The following is a 16487-nucleotide window of genomic DNA, read 5'->3' on the forward strand; positions in this document are numbered from 1 at the left end:
TCGGGCTCAGGCTCAGGCTCAGGCTCAGGCTCAGGCGAAGACGATCATCGAGCCCTGGGTGACGCTGCGGGTGGCCGCCGCGTAGAGGCCGGACCAGGCGTGCCGTTCGCGCGCGTAGGGGTGGAAGTCGTCGATCGGCGGCCCGAAGGGCTGCTCCAGCTGGGTGGGGCCGAGCGGGCGGGTGGGCACCGGGGGTTCGAGCGGGTCGATCCCCAACAGCGGTGCGACCGCCTGGAGTTCGCTCAGCAGCCCGTAGGAGGAGCCCAACGGCCCGCCCGCGGCGAGGAGTTCGTCGGCGACCAGCGGGGCCTGGAACTCCATCGGCAGGTAGGCGCCCGCGTGGTCGAAGTGCCAGACCAGGTGCGACTGTTCGGCGGTGGCCTCGAACATCTCCAGCAGCTGCTCGTAGTCGCTGCCGAGCGCGTCCACCGGGGTCACCTCGAACCCGGTGAGCCCCAGCAGGTAGGCGCGGCGCAGGAAGTGGAGCGAGTCGTAGTCGAACGCGGCTATCGCCTCGACGTCCCCGGAGAAGCCCGGGACGTACGGGTGCACCGGGACCGGCGGCAGGCCGTGCTGGGCGAGCACGGTGTTGTAGCGGTCGAGGTCCTCGCGGAACGGGTTCTCGGGGCTGTGGGAGAGCACGTCCACGAGCGGGACGAGCCAGAGGTCGCAGGCCATGGGCCGGCTCATCCTCTCGGGTGGCGGGGCAACGGGCCCCAACCCTACCGGCCCGTGGCGGGCTCCCCGCTGCCCGGGCGGAACGGCCGGGCGAACCGGCCGGGCGGCACGAAGCGGGGCATCGGCACCCGGCCCAACCCGACGGCGGCGGAGGCCGGTTGGGGGGCGGTGCCGGGCGGCCGCTCGACCGCCGCGGCGGGCGCCGGGACCACCGGTTCGCGCAGCAGCCGGAGCACCGCGACGCCGTCGAGCGGCTGGTCGAGCCGCCGGGCCAGCAGTTCGACGGTGAACAGGTTGTAGTCGTTGACGATCCGGTGCGCCCCCTGCCGGTCCCGGGCCTCGATCCGGTCGACGAGTTCGCCGTGCCGGTCCCAGCAGACGCCGGCCAGCTCGCCGCCGGCCCGCAGGTGCGGGGCGGCGAACATCCAGGACTGGATCCGCAGCCAGCCCAGGTAGTCGGCGATCCGGTCGTTGCACAGCACCCCGGCGGCCTCCTGCCAGAACCGCAGGTCGCAGCCGACCAGGACGTCGAGCTGTCCGGCCCGGGCGGCCCGGGCGGCGGCGTCGGCCCGGCGGCGCAGCGAGGCCAGCCGGGACCAGTCGTAGCCGTACGGCCGGCCGGACAGGTGGCGCAGCGCGTTGTCGGTGAGCAGGGTGCGGGCCTCGAATATCTCCAGGAAGTCGTGCCAGGTGAACTCGGGGACGGTGAAGCCGCGGTGCGGTTCGCTGACCAGCAGGCCCTGGGCGGCGAGGTCGACCAGGGCCTCCCGGGCGGGGGTGGCCGAGACGCCGTAGACCTCGGCGATCTCCTTGACGGTGAAGTTCCGCCCGGCCGGGAGCCGGCCGGCCATCATCTCGTCGCGCAGGGCGTCGGCGATCTGCTCGCGGAGGCTGTTGCGCCGGATCAGGGCGCGCCCGCGCCCGGCTTCCGCAGCGGTCATGGCCGACCCCTCTCCGTGCCGCGCGCCCTCATGCGGCCGGAATCCGGCACACAAAACGCGCACAGAGTACCCCGGAATGGTCAATCCGGACCAAGGGCACGGAGAAATCCGCCCCCTCGGCGGCGGACCGGCGCCGAGGGGGGCGTCAGCGCTGCACGGGGGCGGGGATGCCGAGCAGCCGGTCCCGGTGGACCGGGAAGTCGGCGCGGCACTCGGCGACCAGGGCGGGGTCGAAGTCGACGGTGAGCACCTGCTCGTCCGGCCCGGCCTCGGCCAGCACCCGGCCCCAGGGGTCGACCACGATGCTGCGGCCGGCCTGCTCGACCCCGCCGTGGGTGCCGGCGGTGTTGCAGGCGAGCACGAAGGACTGCTCCTCGACCGCCCGGGCGCGGGCCAGCAGGTTCCAGTGCTCGGCGCGCCGGGCCGGCCAGGCGGCGGGGACCACCAGCAGTTCGGCGCCGGCGTCCAGCAGGGCCCGGAACAGCTCGGGGAAGCGCAGGTCGTAGCAGGTGGCCAGGCCCAGCGCGGCGAAGCCGGTGTCGGCGGTGACGATCTCCTGCCCGGCGCCCATCACGACGGCCTCGCCGCGGTCGAAGCCGAAGCGGTGGATCTTGCGGTAGGTGCGGACGAGTTCGCCGTCGGGGGCGAACAGCAGCGAGGTGTTGTAGATCGGGCCGTCCGGGTCCCGTTCGACGATCGATCCGGCGTGCAGCCAGCAGCCGACGGCCTTCGCGGCGGCGGACATCGCCTCGGCGGTGGGCCCGTCCAGCGGTTCGGCGCCCGTCGGCCAGGCGTCGTACGCGAAGCCGCCGACCGGCCACAGCTCGGGCAGCACCACCAGGTCGGCGCCGTCCTGGGCGCGGACCAGCGCCGCCGCCCTGGCCCGCCGCTCGGCGGCCGGCTCGGCGTCCGACACGGCGAGTTGGATCAATGAAGCGCGCACAGTACCACCGTCCACGACAAGAGTCCTACGATCGTCACCCGAAAGCGCTGCCCTGCTCTCACCCGGCAGCGTAACGTGCCGTATGCGCGTCCGTGCGGAGGTCTCGGCAGCCCGGACGACGTGGGACGACGCAAGCCGACGGAGGGGCCGGAGATACCCGTGACGGACAAGCAGGCCGTGCAGGCGTACACCGACGCGTGGACGCAGTCGATCGAGTCCATATCGGAGCTGCTCGCCCCGTTGCCGACCGACGCCTGGAACCGGGCCACCGAGTGCCCCGGCTGGTCGGTGCGGGACGTCGTCTCGCACGTCATCGGCATCGAGTCCGAGCTGCTCGGCGACCCGCGCCCGATCCACGCGCTGCCGCGCGACCTGCGGCACGTCACCAACGAGTTCACCCGGTACATGGAGCTGCCGGTCGACAAGCGCCGCTGCTGGACGCCGGTGGAGATCACCAGCGAGCTGGAGTACACGGTGATCCGCCGCTCCCGGGCGCTGCGCAACGCCCGCCACGAGCCGAACGACCCGGTGCGCTGGCCGGCCGGCCCGCTGGCCCGGGACGTCCCGTACGCGACGCTGCTGCGGATGCGGGCCTTCGACGTGTGGGTGCACGAGCAGGACCTGCGCCGCGCGCTGCAGACCCCGGGCAACCTGGACTCCCCAGCCGCGGTGGTCACCAGGGACTGGCTGATCGAGTCGCTGCCCAAGCAGGTCGCCAAGGAGGCGGGCGCCCCGATCGGCACCACGGTGGCCTTCGACGTGGCGGGCGCGCTGCCCTTCCACCGCACCGTGCGGGTCGGCCCGGACGGCCGGGGCACCGTGGACGACTCGGTGGTGCTGGCCCCCGAGGTGCGGCTGTCGATGGACTGGCAGACCTTCGTCCGGCTGTGCTGCGGCCGGGTCCGCCCGGAGACCGCGATCGTCAACGTGATCGGCGACCGGGAGCTGGGCGACCGGGTGCTCGCCCACCTGGCGAGCACCCCCTGAGCCCGAGCCGCTACCGGACCAGCTTGCGGCGCAGCCGCAGGATCATCGCCGTCCCGAGCAGCAGCGGCAGCAGCTGGAAGCAGAACGCCAGCTGGTAGGCGTGCGCGCTGTAGCCGTCGCTGCCCGGGTCGGCGAGCGCGTCCAGCAGGACGCCGATGCCGAGCAGGGTGATCATCGAGCCGATGAAGCCGCCCATGTTGGCGATGCCGGAGGCGGTGCCCATCCGCTCGGCGGGGTTGTACGCGCGGGCGTAGTCCAGGCCGATCAGCGAGGCCGGGCCGTTGCTGCCCATGACCAGCATCAGCACCACCAGCAGCCAGGTCGGCGGGTGCCCGTGCGGCCAGGCCAGGGTGGCGGTCCAGCAGAGCGCGGTGACAGCGAGCACGGTGAACGCGATCGGCAGCCGGGAGGCGGCGGTGCGGGAGACCATCCGGCCGAACAGCAGGCCGAAGACCATCCCGCTGAGCACCAGCAGGCTGAGCATGCCGCCCGCCCCGGCCCGGGACATGCCCTGCCCCTCGACCAGGTAGGGAAGCCCCCAGAGCAGGCCGAACGCGGAGGCCGGGAACGCCGTGGTGAAGTGCACCCACATCCCGAGCCGGGTGCCGGGCTCGGACCAGGCGGCCCGGATCTGCTGCCCGACCGGCAGCCGCAGGCTCTCGTGCCGCACCGGCGTCGGCGCGCCCGGCGGGGCCTCCTTGAGCAGCACCAGCACGACGGCGAAGACCAGCACGCCGGTCAGCGCGATCGTGCCGAAGGTGGCGCTCCACCCGGCGGTGTGCAGCGCCTGGGCGAGCACCACGGTGGTGACCAGGTTGCCGCCGGTGCCGATCAGGCCGGTGAGCTGGACGACGAACGGGTTGCGGGCGGCCGGGAACCAGCGGGCGGCGACCCGCAGCACGCTGATGAAGGTCATCGCGTCGCCGCAGCCGAGCACCGCGCGGGAGGCCAGCGCGGGCGCGAACGCGGTGGAGAAGGCGAAGGCCAGCTGCCCGGCGCTCATCAGCGCCACGCCCAACAGCAGCACCCGGCGCGGGCCGATCCGGTCGACCAGCAGGCCGACCGGGACCTGCATCCCGGCGTACACCAGGACCTGCAGGATGGAGAAGGTGGACAGGGCGGAGGCGCCGATGCCGAACCGGGCGGAGGCGTCCAGCCCGGCCACCCCGAGGCTGGTGCGGTGCACCACGGCGAGGACGTAGACGGCGACGCCGAGCGACCAGGCGAACCAGGCGGCGCGTCCGCCCGGCGGGTGGAAGACCTCGTCCACGATCCGGGCGGCGGGAGAGCCGGGAGCCCCGGGAGCCTCGGGAGCGCCGGGGACGGCGGCGGCGTCGGCGGGTCGGCGGGGAGCGGGTGCGGACAGGGACGGTGCGGTGCGGGCGGGGTCCACGCTCATAGTGCTACCAGGCTAGTCATCCCATGACCTGATCTTTGGGCCGGGGTGGTCCGGGACGTCCGGTTTCAGCCGGTGAGCGTCCAGCTCTCGGTCCGGGTCATGTACCGCTCGCGGAAGCCCTCGTCGCGCACCCAGTCGGTGGTGTCCCGCACGGTCGCGGTGACGGTGTGCCGGCCGCCCGGCTCCAGCGCCAGCTCCCCGGTGTCCAGCCAGGTGCCGTCCGCGGTGCTCGGGTCGACCGGCTTGCCGTCCAGGGTCCAGCTGATCCGCAGCTGCCGCGGTCCGGTCAGCGCCAGCGGCCGCACGTGCAGCTTCGGCCGTCCGGAGACCGGGCCGGAGGCGGGCTCGGGCTCGTCGGCCGGCTTCACCCGGTGGTACAGCTGCTCGATGATCGCCTCCCGGGAGGGGAGGTTGTAGGTGCTGCCGAGGGTGCGCATCACCGAGTCGGCGGTCGGCCGGTACAGGCCGTTGGAGCTGCGGTAGGTGCCGATCACCCCGCCGCCGTCCGGCGACTCGGCGCCCAGCCAGTGCCACCACTTGGTCTTCTCCCGGAGCATCTCCTCGGCGTCCACCGTGGCCAGGTTCGGGTAGTCCGGGTCGTTCGGGGCGGAGTCGTACTCGTCGCCGAGGGCGCCGACGGTGTGGCCGATCTCGTGCTGGATGATCCGCCCGGCGTCCGGGCTGCCGCCGGACAGCGTGGTCACCCCGGTGCCGCCGGCCCCGCCGTACTCGGTGGAGTTGGCCAGCGCGATCAGGTACTGCGGCCCGCCGCCCTGTCCGGCCCAGCGGGCGGTGGCGTCCTCGTCCGCGCAGAGCAGGCGGGCGGTGCCCTCGCACCAGAAGTGCATCCCGAGCGGGGTGGCCGGGTCCTTCCCGGTGCTCTCGGTCTCCGCGATGCCCGCCACCGGGGAGACCACGTCCACCCGCCGTATGTTGAAGAACCCCTGGTAGGTGCGGAACGGCTCGATCTCCAGCAGCGCCCGCCAGGCCCGGTCCGCCTGCTCGTGGAAGAGCTGCTGCTGGGCGGAGGTGTAGCCGTCGCCGAGCAGCACCAGGGTGATCCGGTTGGCCGCGTCGCCGGTCAGCCGCAGGTCCACCGAGGGCGCGCCGGGGGCCCGCAGGTCGGGGCGGGCGGGCGGTGCCGGGCGGTCCGGGCCGGGCGGCGGGCCTATCGCGGTCGAGGGCGCGGGCGAGACCAGCTCCACCGCGGCGGGCAGCGCGGCGGCGGCCACCAGCAGCAGGGCGGCGGCGGAACGCATCACGGGGCCGGGAGCACCAGTCGGCATACGCGGGAGTCCTCGCTGCGACGGTCACCCGGCCTGGCTGCGCGGGTGGTCTGATCGCACACACGTACCCATCCGGGCCGCGGGCCCGGCCCGGGCGGCGCGAAACTCCCTCGGGCGGCCCAATGCGCGACCCGTCCGGAGCGGCCCACCGATTCCCCCAAGTACCGACCGGCGCGCCGGAGTTGGACAACCGACCGGTAGCCCGGCCGACCGGCGGACGGGCGGGATACCCTGCCGAACGGGGGAACGACAGGGGGAAGCACCGCATGGAGACCCAGCAGCGCACCGACCCGCGCGCGGCGTTCGGACGCGCCCTGCGCGGACACCGGCGGGACGCCCGGCTCACCCAGGGCGAACTCGCCGCCAAGGCCGGGCTCGGCGTCCGCACCCTGTCCGACCTGGAGCGCGGCACGTCCGGCCCGCGCCCCGCCACCGCCGCCCTGCTCTGCGCCGCCCTCGGCCTGGGCCACCCGGACGCCGAGCACTTCCACGCCCTGGCCCGGGCCGGCTGGCGCGCCACCCGGGGCTGACCGGAACGGCTGCGGGCCCCGCTCCGGCGTCCGGAACGGGGCCCGCGGGGGCGGGGGCGGCTCAGCCCCAGGTGATCAGGCGCTTCGGGTGCTCCAGCACCGCGGCGACGTCCGCCAGCACCTTGGAGCCCAGCTCGCCGTCGACCAGCCGGTGGTCGAAGGAGAGCGCCAGCGTGGTGACCTGCCGGGGCACCACCTTGCCCTTGTGCACCCAGGGCAGCTCCCGGACCGCGCCGAAGGCCAGGATGGCGGCCTCGCCGGGGTTGAGGATCGGGGTGCCGGTGTCGACGCCGAACACGCCGACGTTGGTGATGGTGATGCTGCCGCCCGCCATGTCCGCCGGAGAGGTCTTGCCCTGCCGCGCGGTCTCCACCAACTCGCCGAGCGCGACCGCCAGTTGGGAGAGGGTGCGGGAGCCGGCGTCCTTGATGTTCGGGACGATCAGGCCGCGCGGGGTGGCCGCGGCGATGCCGAGGTTGACCGCGCCCCGGATGACGATCTCCTGGGCCGCCTCGTCCCAGCTGGCGTTGACCTCCGGGTACCGCTTGACGGCGGTCAGCAGCGCCTTGGCGACCAGCAGCAGCGGGCTGACCCGCACCCCGGCGCCGAGCTCTCCGCTCTCCTTGAGCCGGCGCACCAGCTTCATCGTCCGGGTCACGTCGACCTGGACGAACTCGGTGACGTGCGGCGCGGTGAACGCGGAGGCGACCATCGCCTGCGCGGTGGCCTTGCGCACGCCCTTGACCGGCACCCGGACGTCCCCGGACGCGTCCGGCACCGGCCGCACCGGCGCGGCGACGGCCGGCGCGGTCGGCTGGGCCGCCGGGGCCGCCTGGACGGCAACCGGCTCGACGGCCGTCCCGGCGGCGGTGTTCGCCGCGGCGTGCACGTCCTCGCGGGTGATCACGCCGTTCGGGCCGGTCGGCACCACGGCGCGCAGGTCGATCCCGAGGTCCTTGGCGAGCTTGCGCACCGGCGGCTTGGCCAGCGGGCGCTCCCCCTCGACGACGGGAGCGGCGGGTGCGACGGGCGCGACGGCCACCGGCTCGGGAGCCGGGGCGGCGGGAGCCACCGGGGCGGGCGCCGGTGCGGTCGGCGCGGCCGTCCCGTTGCTGCGGCGGGTCCGGCGCTGCGCCGAGCCGGTGCGCGGCCCGTAGCCGACCAGCACCTCGCGGCGCTCCGGCTCCGGCTCGGCCTCCGCGGCGGTCGCGGGCGCGGGCACCACGGGCGCGGCGGCGGCGGGCGCGGCGGCGGCGGGCGCGGCGCCCGCGACGGCCACCGCGATGATCGGGGTGCCGACGTCGACGGTGGCGCCCGCCGGGAAGTGCAGCGCCTCGACCACGCCGGTGAACGGGATCGGCAGTTCGACGGCGGCCTTGGCGGTCTCCACCTCGCAGACCACCTGCCCGTCGGTGACGGCGTCGCCCGGCTTCACGTACCAGGTGAGGATCTCGGCCTCGGTCAGGCCCTCGCCCACGTCGGGCATCTTGAACTCGCGGAGCGAGTGAACACCAGTGGTCATCTTCGCTCCCCGGCTCAGAAGGCGAACGTGCGGTCGACGGCGTCGAGCACGCGGTCCAGGTCGGGGAGGTAGGTCTCCTCGACGCGCGACGGCGGGTACGGGGCGTGGTAGCCGCCGACCCGCAGGATGGGTGCCTCCAGGTGGTAGAAGCAGCGCTCGGTGAGCCGGGCGGCGAGCTCCGCGCCCAGGCCGAGGAAGACCGGGGCCTCGTGCACGACGATGCCGCGGCCGGTGCGCTTGACCGACTCCTCCAGGGTGGCGAAGTCGATCGGCGACAGCGAGCGCAGGTCGACCACCTCCAGCCGGCGGCCGTCCTCCTCGGCGGCCTTCGCGGCCTCCAGGCAGACCTTGACCATCGGCCCGTAGGCGATCAGCGTGGCGTCGGTGCCGGGCCGGGCGATCCGGGCCGCGTGCAGCGGCAGCATCGGGTCCTCGCCGACCTCGCCCTTGTCCCAGTAGCGGCGCTTGGGCTCCAGGAAGACCACCGGGTCGTCCGACTCGATGGCCTGGCGCAGCATCCAGTGCGCGTCGTGCGCGTTGGACGGGCTGACCACCCGCAGGCCGGCGGTGTGCGCGAAGTACGCCTCGTGCGACTCGCTGTGGTGCTCGACCGCGCCGATGCCGCCGCCGAACGGGATGCGCACGGTGACCGGCATCTTCACGTGGCCGAGCGCCCGGGCGTGCATCTTGGCGAGCTGGGTGACGATCTGGTCGAAGGCCGGGTAGACGAAGCCGTCGAACTGGATCTCGACCACCGGGCGGTAGCCGCGCAGCGCGAGGCCGATCGCGGTGCCGACGATGCCGGACTCGGCGAGCGGGGTGTCGATCACCCGGTCCTCGCCGAAGTCCTTCTGGAGGCCGTCGGTGATCCGGAAGACGCCGCCGAGCTTTCCGATGTCCTCGCCCATCAGGACGGTCTTCGGGTCGCTCTCCAGCGACTTGCGCAGCGCCTCGTTGAGCGCCTTGGCGATGCTGAGCTGGCCGGCCATCAGTGGTGCTCCCCACCCTCGAAGGAGGCGGCGTACGCCTCGTACTCGGCGCGTTCCTCGTCCACCAGGGCGTGCGGCTCGCTGTAGACGTGGTCGAAGATCAGGGTCGGGTCGGGGTCGGGCATCGAGCGGACGCCCTCCCGCACGCGCAGGCCCAGCTGCTCGCTCTCGGCCTCGACCCCGGCGAAGAACGCCTCGTCGGCGAGGCCCTCCTGCTCCAGGTGGGCCCTCAGCCGCAGGATCGGGTCCTTGGCCTTCCAGGACTCGGTCTCCTCGGACTGCCGGTAGCGGGTCGGGTCGTCGGAGGTGGTGTGCGCGCCCATCCGGTAGGTGAACGCCTCGACCAGGACCGGGCCCTGGCCGGTGCGGGCGCGGTCCAGCGCCCAGCGGGTGACCGCGAGGACGGCCAGCACGTCGTTGCCGTCGACCCGGACGCCGGGGAAGCCGAAGCCGGCGGCGCGGCGGTAGAGCGGGATGCGGGTCTGCACGGCGGTGGGCTCGGAGATCGCCCACTGGTTGTTCTGGCAGAAGAACACCACCGGCGCGTTGTAGACCGAGGCGAAGGTGAAGGCCTCGTTGACGTCGCCCTGGCTGGAGGCGCCGTCGCCGAAGTAGGCGATCACCGCGTCGTCCGCGCCGTCCTTGGCGATGCCCATCGCGTAGCCGGTGGCGTGCAGGGTCTGCGAGCCGATCACGATGGTGTAGAGGTGGAAGTTCTTCTCGTTCGGGTCCCAGCCGCCGTGGTTCACGCCGCGGAACATGCCGAGCAGGTTCAGCGGGTCGACGTCGCGGCACCAGGCCACGCCGTGCTCGCGGTAGGTGGGGAAGGCGTAGTCGCCGGTGCGCATCGCGCGGCCGGAGCCGACCTGGGCCGCCTCCTGCCCCAACAGCGAGGCCCACAGGCCCAGTTCGCCCTGGCGCTGGAGCGAGGTGGCCTCCGCGTCGAAGCGCCGGACCAGGACCAGGTCCCGGTAGAGCGCGCGCAGCTCCTCGGGCGTCACGGTGAGCGGGAACTCCGGGTTGTCGACCCGGTCGCCCTCCGGGGTGAGCAGCTGGACGAGCTCGGGTTCGGCGGTGGCGCCGGCCCGGGCGGGGTCAGGGACGCCGGGGGCGGCCTTCTTGCGCGCCCTCGACGTGCTTTTGACGGTCACGTTCACTCCTCGGTCTGTCCGGCCACCCGGGGTCGCCGGCGGCCGGTCCGGTCGCCTCCCCGGCTCGCGCGCGTGGGTGTGCGCACCAGTGCGGGCAGGCGGTGTTCCCTTTCCGACGGCGTCCTCACGAGAACGTTACCCAGCGACGCCCTTTGGCGCGCTTGCGCTAGGACGTCCTAGTTGTTCCCCGGCGGGGGTGACCGCAGGTGTGGCGCGGTTCGCCCGTTCCGGTCAGGACACCAGCGCACGGTATCCGGGCACGGGCCGCTGCGAAAGGGGGTAACCGGCATCGATTTGTGCGACGCTTTGCAAATGACTGATAACGGACATATCAGGGTTTTTCTCCTTGATGATCACGAAGTGGTCCGGCGCGGCGTGCACGACCTGCTCTCGATGGAGGGCGACATCGAGGTGGTCGGCGAGGCGGGAACGGCGGCCGAGGCGCTCAACCGCATTCCGGCGGTCCGTCCGGACGTGGCGGTGCTCGACGTCCGGCTCCCCGACGGCAACGGGGTCGAGGTGTGCCGGGAGATCCGCTCCCAGGACCCTTCGGTGAAGTGCCTGATGCTCACCTCCTTCTCCGACGACGAGGCGCTGTTCGACTCGATCATGGCGGGGGCCTCCGGATATGTCCTGAAAGCGATCCGCGGCACCGACCTGCTCTCCGCGGTACGCGACGTCGCGGCCGGCAAGTCCCTGCTCGACCCGGTGGCCACCAGCCGGGTGCTGGCCCGGCTGCGGGACGGCGGCGAGAAGGAGGACGAGCGGACCGCCCAGTTGACGAAACAGGAGCGCCGCATCCTCGACCTGATCGGCGAGGGGATGACCAACCGGCAGATCGGCAACGAGCTGCACCTGGCCGAGAAGACGGTGAAGAACTACGTCAGCAGCCTGCTGGCCAAGATGGGCATGGAGCGCCGCACCCAGGCCGCCGCCTACGTCGCCCGCCGGCAGGCCGACCAGCAGCACTGAGAGCAGATTCGCACACGCTGTGTCAAGCACCCATCACGCCGAGTAATAGGCTCTGTGCGTGACGGACGGTCAGACCATCTCCCTCGCGCCGGCCCGCCCGGACGCCACCGCTCCCCCCGTCGGAACCCTCAGCCCCCCGGTCGCGCACGCCGCCGTGGCCGGGGTCCTGCGCGCCTACCGCATCCCGCCGCCGCTCGCGGTGGAACCGGTCGCGGAGGGCCTGCTCAACCGGGGCTACCGGATCACCACCGCGGAGGGCGGCTACTTCCTCAAGTGCTACGTCGACCGGGCCACCGCCAACCGGTCCGCGATCACCGCCCAGCACCGCGCCACCACCGCACTGGCCGCCCGCGGCCTGCCGGTGCCGGCCCCGCTCGCCGACACCGGCGGCCGCACCGTCACCGCGCGCGGCGGACGGCTGTTCGCGCTCTACCCGTGGGTCGCCGGGCACCACCGGCACGGCACCGGCCTCGACCCGGCCCGGTGCGGCGAACTCGGCGCCCTGCTCGGGGTGTTGCACGGCACGCTGGCCGAGGTGTGCGCCCCGCTGCGGCAGCCCGCCGGGGTGCTCAGCGCCGAGGTCGAGGAGACCGAGCGGATCATCGCCGAACTCCGCGCGCTGGCCCGCGCCCACCGCCCCTACGACGCCTTCGACCGGCAGGCCGAACAGCACCTGGCCCAGCGCCTGGACCTGCTCGCCGCCCACCGCCACCGCCGCCCCGGCCCGGCCGACGCCCCGCCCACCGGCTGGACCCACGGCGACTTCCACGGCCTGAACGTGCTCTACCGCGGCGACACCGTCAGCGCCGTCCTGGACTGGGACAAGCTCGCCCCGCACCCGGTCGCCGAGGAGGCCGTCCGGGCCGCCACCCTGCTGTTCAACGACCGCGCCACCGGCGTCCTCGACCTGCCCCGGGTCCGCCACTGGGCCCGCGCCTACCGGGCCACCGGCGCCGCGGACGCCGAACAGGTCGCCCGCGCCGTCCACCGGGTCTGGTGGGAGCGGCTGAACGACCTGTGGATGCTGCAGTGGCACTACCAGCGCCGCGACCACCGCGCCGACCCGCTGTTCCCGGCGGCGGCCGGGCAACTGGACTGGTGGTGCGAGGAGTACGAGCAGGTCATCGACGCGTTCGCCAACTGACCTGTCCGCACCGCCTACTGGACGGGCGGCAGCCCTCCGACGGCCGCTCCGGTGCTGGACGGGTTCGAGCTGGGCGAGTTGGAGGCGGGGGCGCTGGCCGACTCGCTGGGCTTGGTCCCGGTCGCGCTGGCCGAGGGCGACGCCGACGACGAGCGCGACGGGCTGGTCGAGGGCGACGCCGACGGGCTGGTCGAGGGCGACGCGGACGGCGAGTACGAGGGGGTCGTGCTCTCCGACCGGCTGCTGCTGCTCGGGGTGCGGCTGGGCGCCTGGGTGGTGGGCTGCTCGCTCGGCTGGTCGGTGGCGCGGGTGCTGGCGCTCTGCACCGGCGCCGTCGGCCGCTGGTCCTGCGGGCCCTGCGGGTGGTCGTCGTTGGCGGTCAGCGCCAGCGCGACCCCGATGGTGGCGGCGAGCACCAGCGCGACCGCGCCCAGCACCCAGCCCCACGGGTTGCGCCGCCGCCCCGGCTCCTCGTCGTCCTCCCTGCTGCTGCCGCCCCCGCCGCCGGCCCCGACCGCCGCCGGGTAGGGCGACGCGGGCGTCCGGTAGGCCGAGGTGACCTGGTAGGGCAGCGCCTCGGTGGCGGCCGTCCCGGCGACCGGGTTCATCGGCTCGGTGAGCGAGGCGGAGCCGGTCGGCGGGGTGGCGTCCCAGGCTCCGGCCCCGGCGGCGGCCAGCCCCGCCGCGGCGGCCGGGTGGCCCGCGCCGGCCGCGCCGTGCATCTGCCGCAGCGCGTGCTGCAGGTGGGCGCGGAACTCGTCGGCGCTCTGGAACCGGTCGTCGGGGTTCTTCTCCAGCGCCCGCAGCACCAGCCCGTCCAGCTGCGGCGGCACCCGGTCGTTGGCCCGGGACGGCGGCACCGGCGCGTCCTGGACGTGCTGGTAGACCACCGACAGCGGGGTCTCGCCGACGAACGGCGGCCGCAGGGTGAGCAGTTCGTACAGCATGCAGCCGGCCGCGTACAGGTCGGAGCGGTGGTCGACGGACTTGCCGAGGGCCTGCTCGGGCGAGAGGTACTGCGGGGTGCCCATCACCATGCCGGTCTGCGTCATGGTGGTGGCGCCGCCGGCCAGCGCCCGGGCGATGCCGAAGTCCATCACCTTGACCGCGCCGGTGGTGGTGATGATGACGTTGGCCGGCTTGATGTCCCGGTGCACGATGCCGTGCCGGTGGCTGTAGGCCAGCGCCTCCAGCACCCCGGCGGTGATGATCAGCGCCTGGTCGACCGGCGGCGCCTCCTCGTCCACCAGCAGCTCGCGCACGGTGCGGCCCTCGACCAGCTCCATCACGATGTACGGGGTGGACTCCCCGCCGTGCTGCTCCTCGCCGGTGTCGTAGACCGCGACGATCGAGTGGTGGTTGAGCGCCGCGACGGCGTGCGCCTCGCGGGTGAAGCGCAGCCGGGCGGTGTCGTCCTCGGCGAGCTCCGAGCGCAGCAGCTTGACGGCGACGGTGCGGCCCAGCCGGATGTCCTGGGCGGCGAACACCTCGGCCATCCCGCCGCGGCCCAGCCGCCGGGTCAGCCGGTAGCGGCCGTCGCCGACGGTGGGGAACGGAACGGCGCTGCCGCGCCCGGGAGTTCGGGGGCCGGTCGGGAACACCTCGGTGGGTCCGGTGGCCTCGTCCGGGCGTCCCGCGTCCCCGTCCCGGGCGTCCGCCCCGGGCACCTCCGGCCGCTGGTCCCCGTCGTCGTCCGGTCGTTCGCTCTGACCCATCGCTCCTCGCCCCGGGCACCCGCTCGGCGCGCGCTCGCCCTGTCGGTTCTTCTTCAGCACGCTACCGTCTCGCGCCCTCCGGCGTGGAACGGGACGGCGCACGCGGGGGTGGCTTCGGGTGGCGCGAGCCTGTCGGCACCCCGGTTCGAGTACCGTGTCGGTCGGCTGCGCCCGCCGCCGTCAGGAGTTGCCGGCGCTGGCCACCACGACCATCAGGATGATGAACGCCAGCATCAGCACACCGGCGATCACGCAGATCACGACCGCGGCGGTCGAGCAGCCGTTGCGCTCGTTGACCGGCGCCGCCGGGTACGGCATCGGCGGCGGGGTGTGCGCCTGGGCCGGGAAGGGCCCCGGGGTGCTCTGCGGGAACGGCTGCGGGAAGGCCGGCTGCGGGAACGGCGGCGGGGTCTGCGCGGCCTGCGGGAACGGCTGCGGGGTGGGCACCGCGTACGGCGGCGGGGTCTGCGGGCCGGGCGCCGGCCGGTAGGGCTGCTGCACCGACGGCGGACCGGCCTGCGGGCCGGGCACCGGCGGGAAGTTGGTCAGCGACGGCGCGGCGTGCACCGAGCGCGGCCCCTCGCCGATCACCAGCGGGGTGGACGCCTGCAGCGGCGTGTTGCCGCCGCCCCGCTCCCCCGCCAGGACCCGCTCCACCTCCTCGCGCATCGCCTCCGCGGTCGGGAACCGGTGCGCCGGGTCCTTGCGCAGCGCCCGCTCCACCAGCGCGTCGATCCCCGGGGTGACCGCCCGGTTCAGCGTGGACGGCGCCGGCGGGGTCTCCTGCACGTGCTTGTACGCGATCGAGAAGGCCGAGTCGCCGTCGAACGGCAGCTGCCCGCTGAGCAGTTCGAACAACATGCAGCCCACCGAGTACAGGTCGGACCGGGCGTCCACGCTCTTGCCGAGCGCCTGCTCGGGCGAGAGGTACTGCGGGGTGCCGACCACCATGCCGGTCTGCGTCATCGAGGTGACGCCGGACTGCAGGGCGCGCGCGATGCCGAAGTCCATCACCTTGACGACGCCCTTGCCGGACACCATCACGTTGGCCGGCTTGATGTCGCGGTGCACCAGCCCCTGGTCGTGCGAGGCCTCCAGCGCCGCCAGCACCGCGGCGGTGATCTTCAGCGCCTGCTCGTTGGGCATCGCCCCGAGGGTGGTCACCTGCTCGTCCAGCACGTCCTTGAGCGAACGGCCCTCGACGAACTCCATGACGATGTACGGCGTGGTCGACCCGTCCGCCGCGACGTCCTCGCCGGAGTCGAACACCGAGACGATGTTGGTGTGCTGGAGCCGGGCCACCGCCTGCGCCTCGCGCCGGAACCGCTCCTTGAACGAGGCCTCCCGGCCCAGTTCGGTGTGCAGCGTCTTCACCGCGACCTGACGGTCGAGCACCGTGTCGTGGGCCAGGTGGACGGAGGCCATGCCGCCCTGCCCGAGCATCCGCTGCAGCACGTACCGGCCGTGCCCGAGCGAGTACCCCTCGGTGGTGCCCTCAGTCATGGTCCCAGCTCCCCCTCGGCGCGCGGTACTTCCGGACACCGGTCAGGGTAGCGGTTCGGGGCCGCGCCGAAGCGCGGCCCCGACAAGGCCACCGTAGGTAGGGCTACAGGTACGGACCGGAGCGGATTCCGCGGCCCGGGACGCCCTCCTCCGGGTCGCCCTCCGCACCCTGCAGGCCCGGGGGCAGCGCCCGCCGCATCTGCTCCAACTGCGCCCGGGCGGCCATCTGCTGGGCGAACAGCGCGGTCTGGATGCCGTGGAACAGGCCCTCCAGCCAGCCCACCAACTGCGCCTGGGCGATCCGCAGTTCGGCCTCGGTCGGGATCGTGTCGTCGGCGAACGGCAGCGACAGCCGCTCCAGCTCCTCGACCAGCTCCGGGGCCAGGCCCAGTTCCAGCTCCTTGATCGAGCTGGCGTGGATGTCCTTCAGGCGCGCCCGGCTCGCCTCGTCGAGGGGCGCCGCCCGCACCTCCTCCAGCAGCTGCTTGATCATGCTGCCGATCCGCATCACCTTCGCCGGCTGCTCGACCATCTCGGTCACCGGCAGCTCGCGCGGCTCGTCGTCCCCGTCGCCCCGTCCGAGCCCGCCGGCCGGCGCGGTGCCCACCGCCATCCCGTCCGGCCCGACGATCAGCACCTTCGGGCTGTCCTCCGGCCTCCCGTTCGCCGCCTGTGCCGCCAGGAAGTGCTCCTGCTGAGACCGCTCGTTCATCGGGTTGGTCATAGC

At 74.0% G+C, this 16487-nt stretch carries 16 protein-coding genes; 4 read left to right on the forward strand and 12 right to left on the reverse strand.

Features of this window, described 5'->3' with window-relative positions; genetic code table 11:
- Positions 1 to 30: 30 nt before the first annotated feature.
- The 3 genes from ACIQVD_RS17060 to ACIQVD_RS17070 all read right to left on the reverse strand — a co-directional run bounded on the left by ACIQVD_RS17060 (position 31) and on the right by ACIQVD_RS17070 (position 2562).
- Positions 31 to 678, reverse strand: a complete 648-nt coding sequence (locus tag ACIQVD_RS17060) for a hypothetical protein (protein ID WP_402289868.1) — start codon at positions 676 to 678, stop codon at positions 31 to 33.
- A 44-nt stretch (positions 679 to 722) separates the two neighbouring features.
- Positions 723 to 1619: a GntR family transcriptional regulator gene (locus ACIQVD_RS17065; protein ID WP_402289871.1), complete on the reverse strand. Its 897-nt coding sequence runs from the start codon at positions 1617 to 1619 to the stop codon at positions 723 to 725.
- Between the two features lie 145 nt (positions 1620 to 1764).
- Positions 1765 to 2562, reverse strand: coding sequence for a carbon-nitrogen family hydrolase (locus ACIQVD_RS17070; RefSeq protein ID WP_400682865.1), 798 nt, complete (start codon positions 2560 to 2562; stop codon positions 1765 to 1767).
- Between the two features lie 159 nt (positions 2563 to 2721).
- Between ACIQVD_RS17070 and ACIQVD_RS17075 the strand changes: the two genes are divergently transcribed.
- Positions 2722 to 3549, forward strand: coding sequence for a maleylpyruvate isomerase family mycothiol-dependent enzyme (locus tag ACIQVD_RS17075; RefSeq protein ID WP_400682863.1), 828 nt, complete (start codon positions 2722 to 2724; stop codon positions 3547 to 3549).
- Positions 3550 to 3559: 10 nt separating this feature from the next.
- On the opposite strand, the gene ACIQVD_RS17080 is transcribed toward ACIQVD_RS17075, so the two are convergent.
- Together ACIQVD_RS17080 and ACIQVD_RS17085 are read right to left on the reverse strand one after the other, a co-directional pair.
- Positions 3560 to 4948, reverse strand: coding sequence for a nitrate/nitrite transporter (locus tag ACIQVD_RS17080; protein ID WP_402289875.1), 1389 nt, complete (start codon positions 4946 to 4948; stop codon positions 3560 to 3562).
- Positions 4949 to 5013: 65 nt separating this feature from the next.
- On the reverse strand, positions 5014 to 6234 hold the full coding sequence (locus ACIQVD_RS17085; RefSeq protein WP_402289878.1) for a M64 family metallopeptidase: 1221 nt from the start codon (positions 6232 to 6234) through the stop codon (positions 5014 to 5016).
- A 266-nt stretch (positions 6235 to 6500) separates the two neighbouring features.
- On the opposite strand from ACIQVD_RS17085, the gene ACIQVD_RS17090 reads away from it, so the two are divergent.
- Entirely contained in the window at positions 6501 to 6764 is a 264-nt protein-coding gene (locus ACIQVD_RS17090) for a helix-turn-helix domain-containing protein (protein WP_402289880.1), read from the forward strand.
- 61 nt (positions 6765 to 6825) lie between these two features.
- Here ACIQVD_RS17090 and ACIQVD_RS17095 read toward each other — a convergent pair whose 3' ends face one another.
- The 4 genes from ACIQVD_RS17095 to ACIQVD_RS17110 all read right to left on the reverse strand — a co-directional run bounded on the left by ACIQVD_RS17095 (position 6826) and on the right by ACIQVD_RS17110 (position 10783).
- Positions 6826 to 8286 carry a dihydrolipoamide acetyltransferase family protein gene (locus ACIQVD_RS17095; RefSeq protein ID WP_402289882.1) on the reverse strand — a complete coding sequence of 487 codons (1461 nt, stop codon included), beginning with the start codon at positions 8284 to 8286 and terminating at the stop codon, positions 6826 to 6828.
- Between the two features lie 14 nt (positions 8287 to 8300).
- Positions 8301 to 9275 (reverse strand): alpha-ketoacid dehydrogenase subunit beta, encoded by a 975-nt coding sequence (locus tag ACIQVD_RS17100; protein ID WP_370447637.1) that lies wholly within the window; start codon positions 9273 to 9275, stop codon positions 8301 to 8303.
- On the reverse strand, positions 9275 to 10426 hold the full coding sequence (gene pdhA / locus ACIQVD_RS17105; RefSeq protein WP_400682847.1) for a pyruvate dehydrogenase (acetyl-transferring) E1 component subunit alpha: 1152 nt from the start codon (positions 10424 to 10426) through the stop codon (positions 9275 to 9277). The genes ACIQVD_RS17100 and pdhA overlap by 1 nt, the downstream gene beginning before the upstream one ends.
- A gap of 231 nt (positions 10427 to 10657) precedes the next feature.
- Positions 10658 to 10783 (reverse strand): hypothetical protein, encoded by a 126-nt coding sequence (locus ACIQVD_RS17110; protein ID WP_255410759.1) that lies wholly within the window; start codon positions 10781 to 10783, stop codon positions 10658 to 10660.
- Here ACIQVD_RS17110 and ACIQVD_RS17115 point away from each other — a divergent pair.
- Both ACIQVD_RS17115 and ACIQVD_RS17120 read left to right on the forward strand, forming a co-directional pair.
- Positions 10739 to 11398, forward strand: a complete 660-nt coding sequence (locus ACIQVD_RS17115; protein WP_100837255.1) for a response regulator transcription factor — start codon at positions 10739 to 10741, stop codon at positions 11396 to 11398. The genes ACIQVD_RS17110 and ACIQVD_RS17115 overlap by 45 nt on opposite strands.
- Before the next feature lie 58 nt (positions 11399 to 11456).
- Entirely contained in the window at positions 11457 to 12542 is a 1086-nt protein-coding gene (locus ACIQVD_RS17120; RefSeq protein ID WP_400682844.1) for a phosphotransferase enzyme family protein, read from the forward strand.
- Between the two features lie 14 nt (positions 12543 to 12556).
- Here ACIQVD_RS17120 and ACIQVD_RS17125 read toward each other — a convergent pair whose 3' ends face one another.
- The 3 genes from ACIQVD_RS17125 to ACIQVD_RS17135 all read right to left on the reverse strand — a co-directional run bounded on the left by ACIQVD_RS17125 (position 12557) and on the right by ACIQVD_RS17135 (position 16484).
- Complete coding sequence (locus ACIQVD_RS17125; RefSeq protein ID WP_402289887.1) at positions 12557 to 14257, reverse strand: protein kinase; 1701 nt, start codon at positions 14255 to 14257, stop codon at positions 12557 to 12559.
- A gap of 180 nt (positions 14258 to 14437) precedes the next feature.
- Complete coding sequence (locus tag ACIQVD_RS17130; protein WP_402289890.1) at positions 14438 to 15760, reverse strand: protein kinase; 1323 nt, start codon at positions 15758 to 15760, stop codon at positions 14438 to 14440.
- A 103-nt stretch (positions 15761 to 15863) separates the two neighbouring features.
- A complete protein-coding gene (locus ACIQVD_RS17135; protein ID WP_402289892.1) occupies positions 15864 to 16484 on the reverse strand; it encodes a bacterial proteasome activator family protein in 621 nt (206 codons plus the stop codon).
- Positions 16485 to 16487 lie beyond the last annotated feature (3 nt).

It is taken from the genome of Kitasatospora sp. NPDC090308, assembly GCF_044769485.1.
GTDB classification, from domain to species: Bacteria; Actinomycetota; Actinomycetes; order Streptomycetales; family Streptomycetaceae; genus Kitasatospora; species Kitasatospora fiedleri.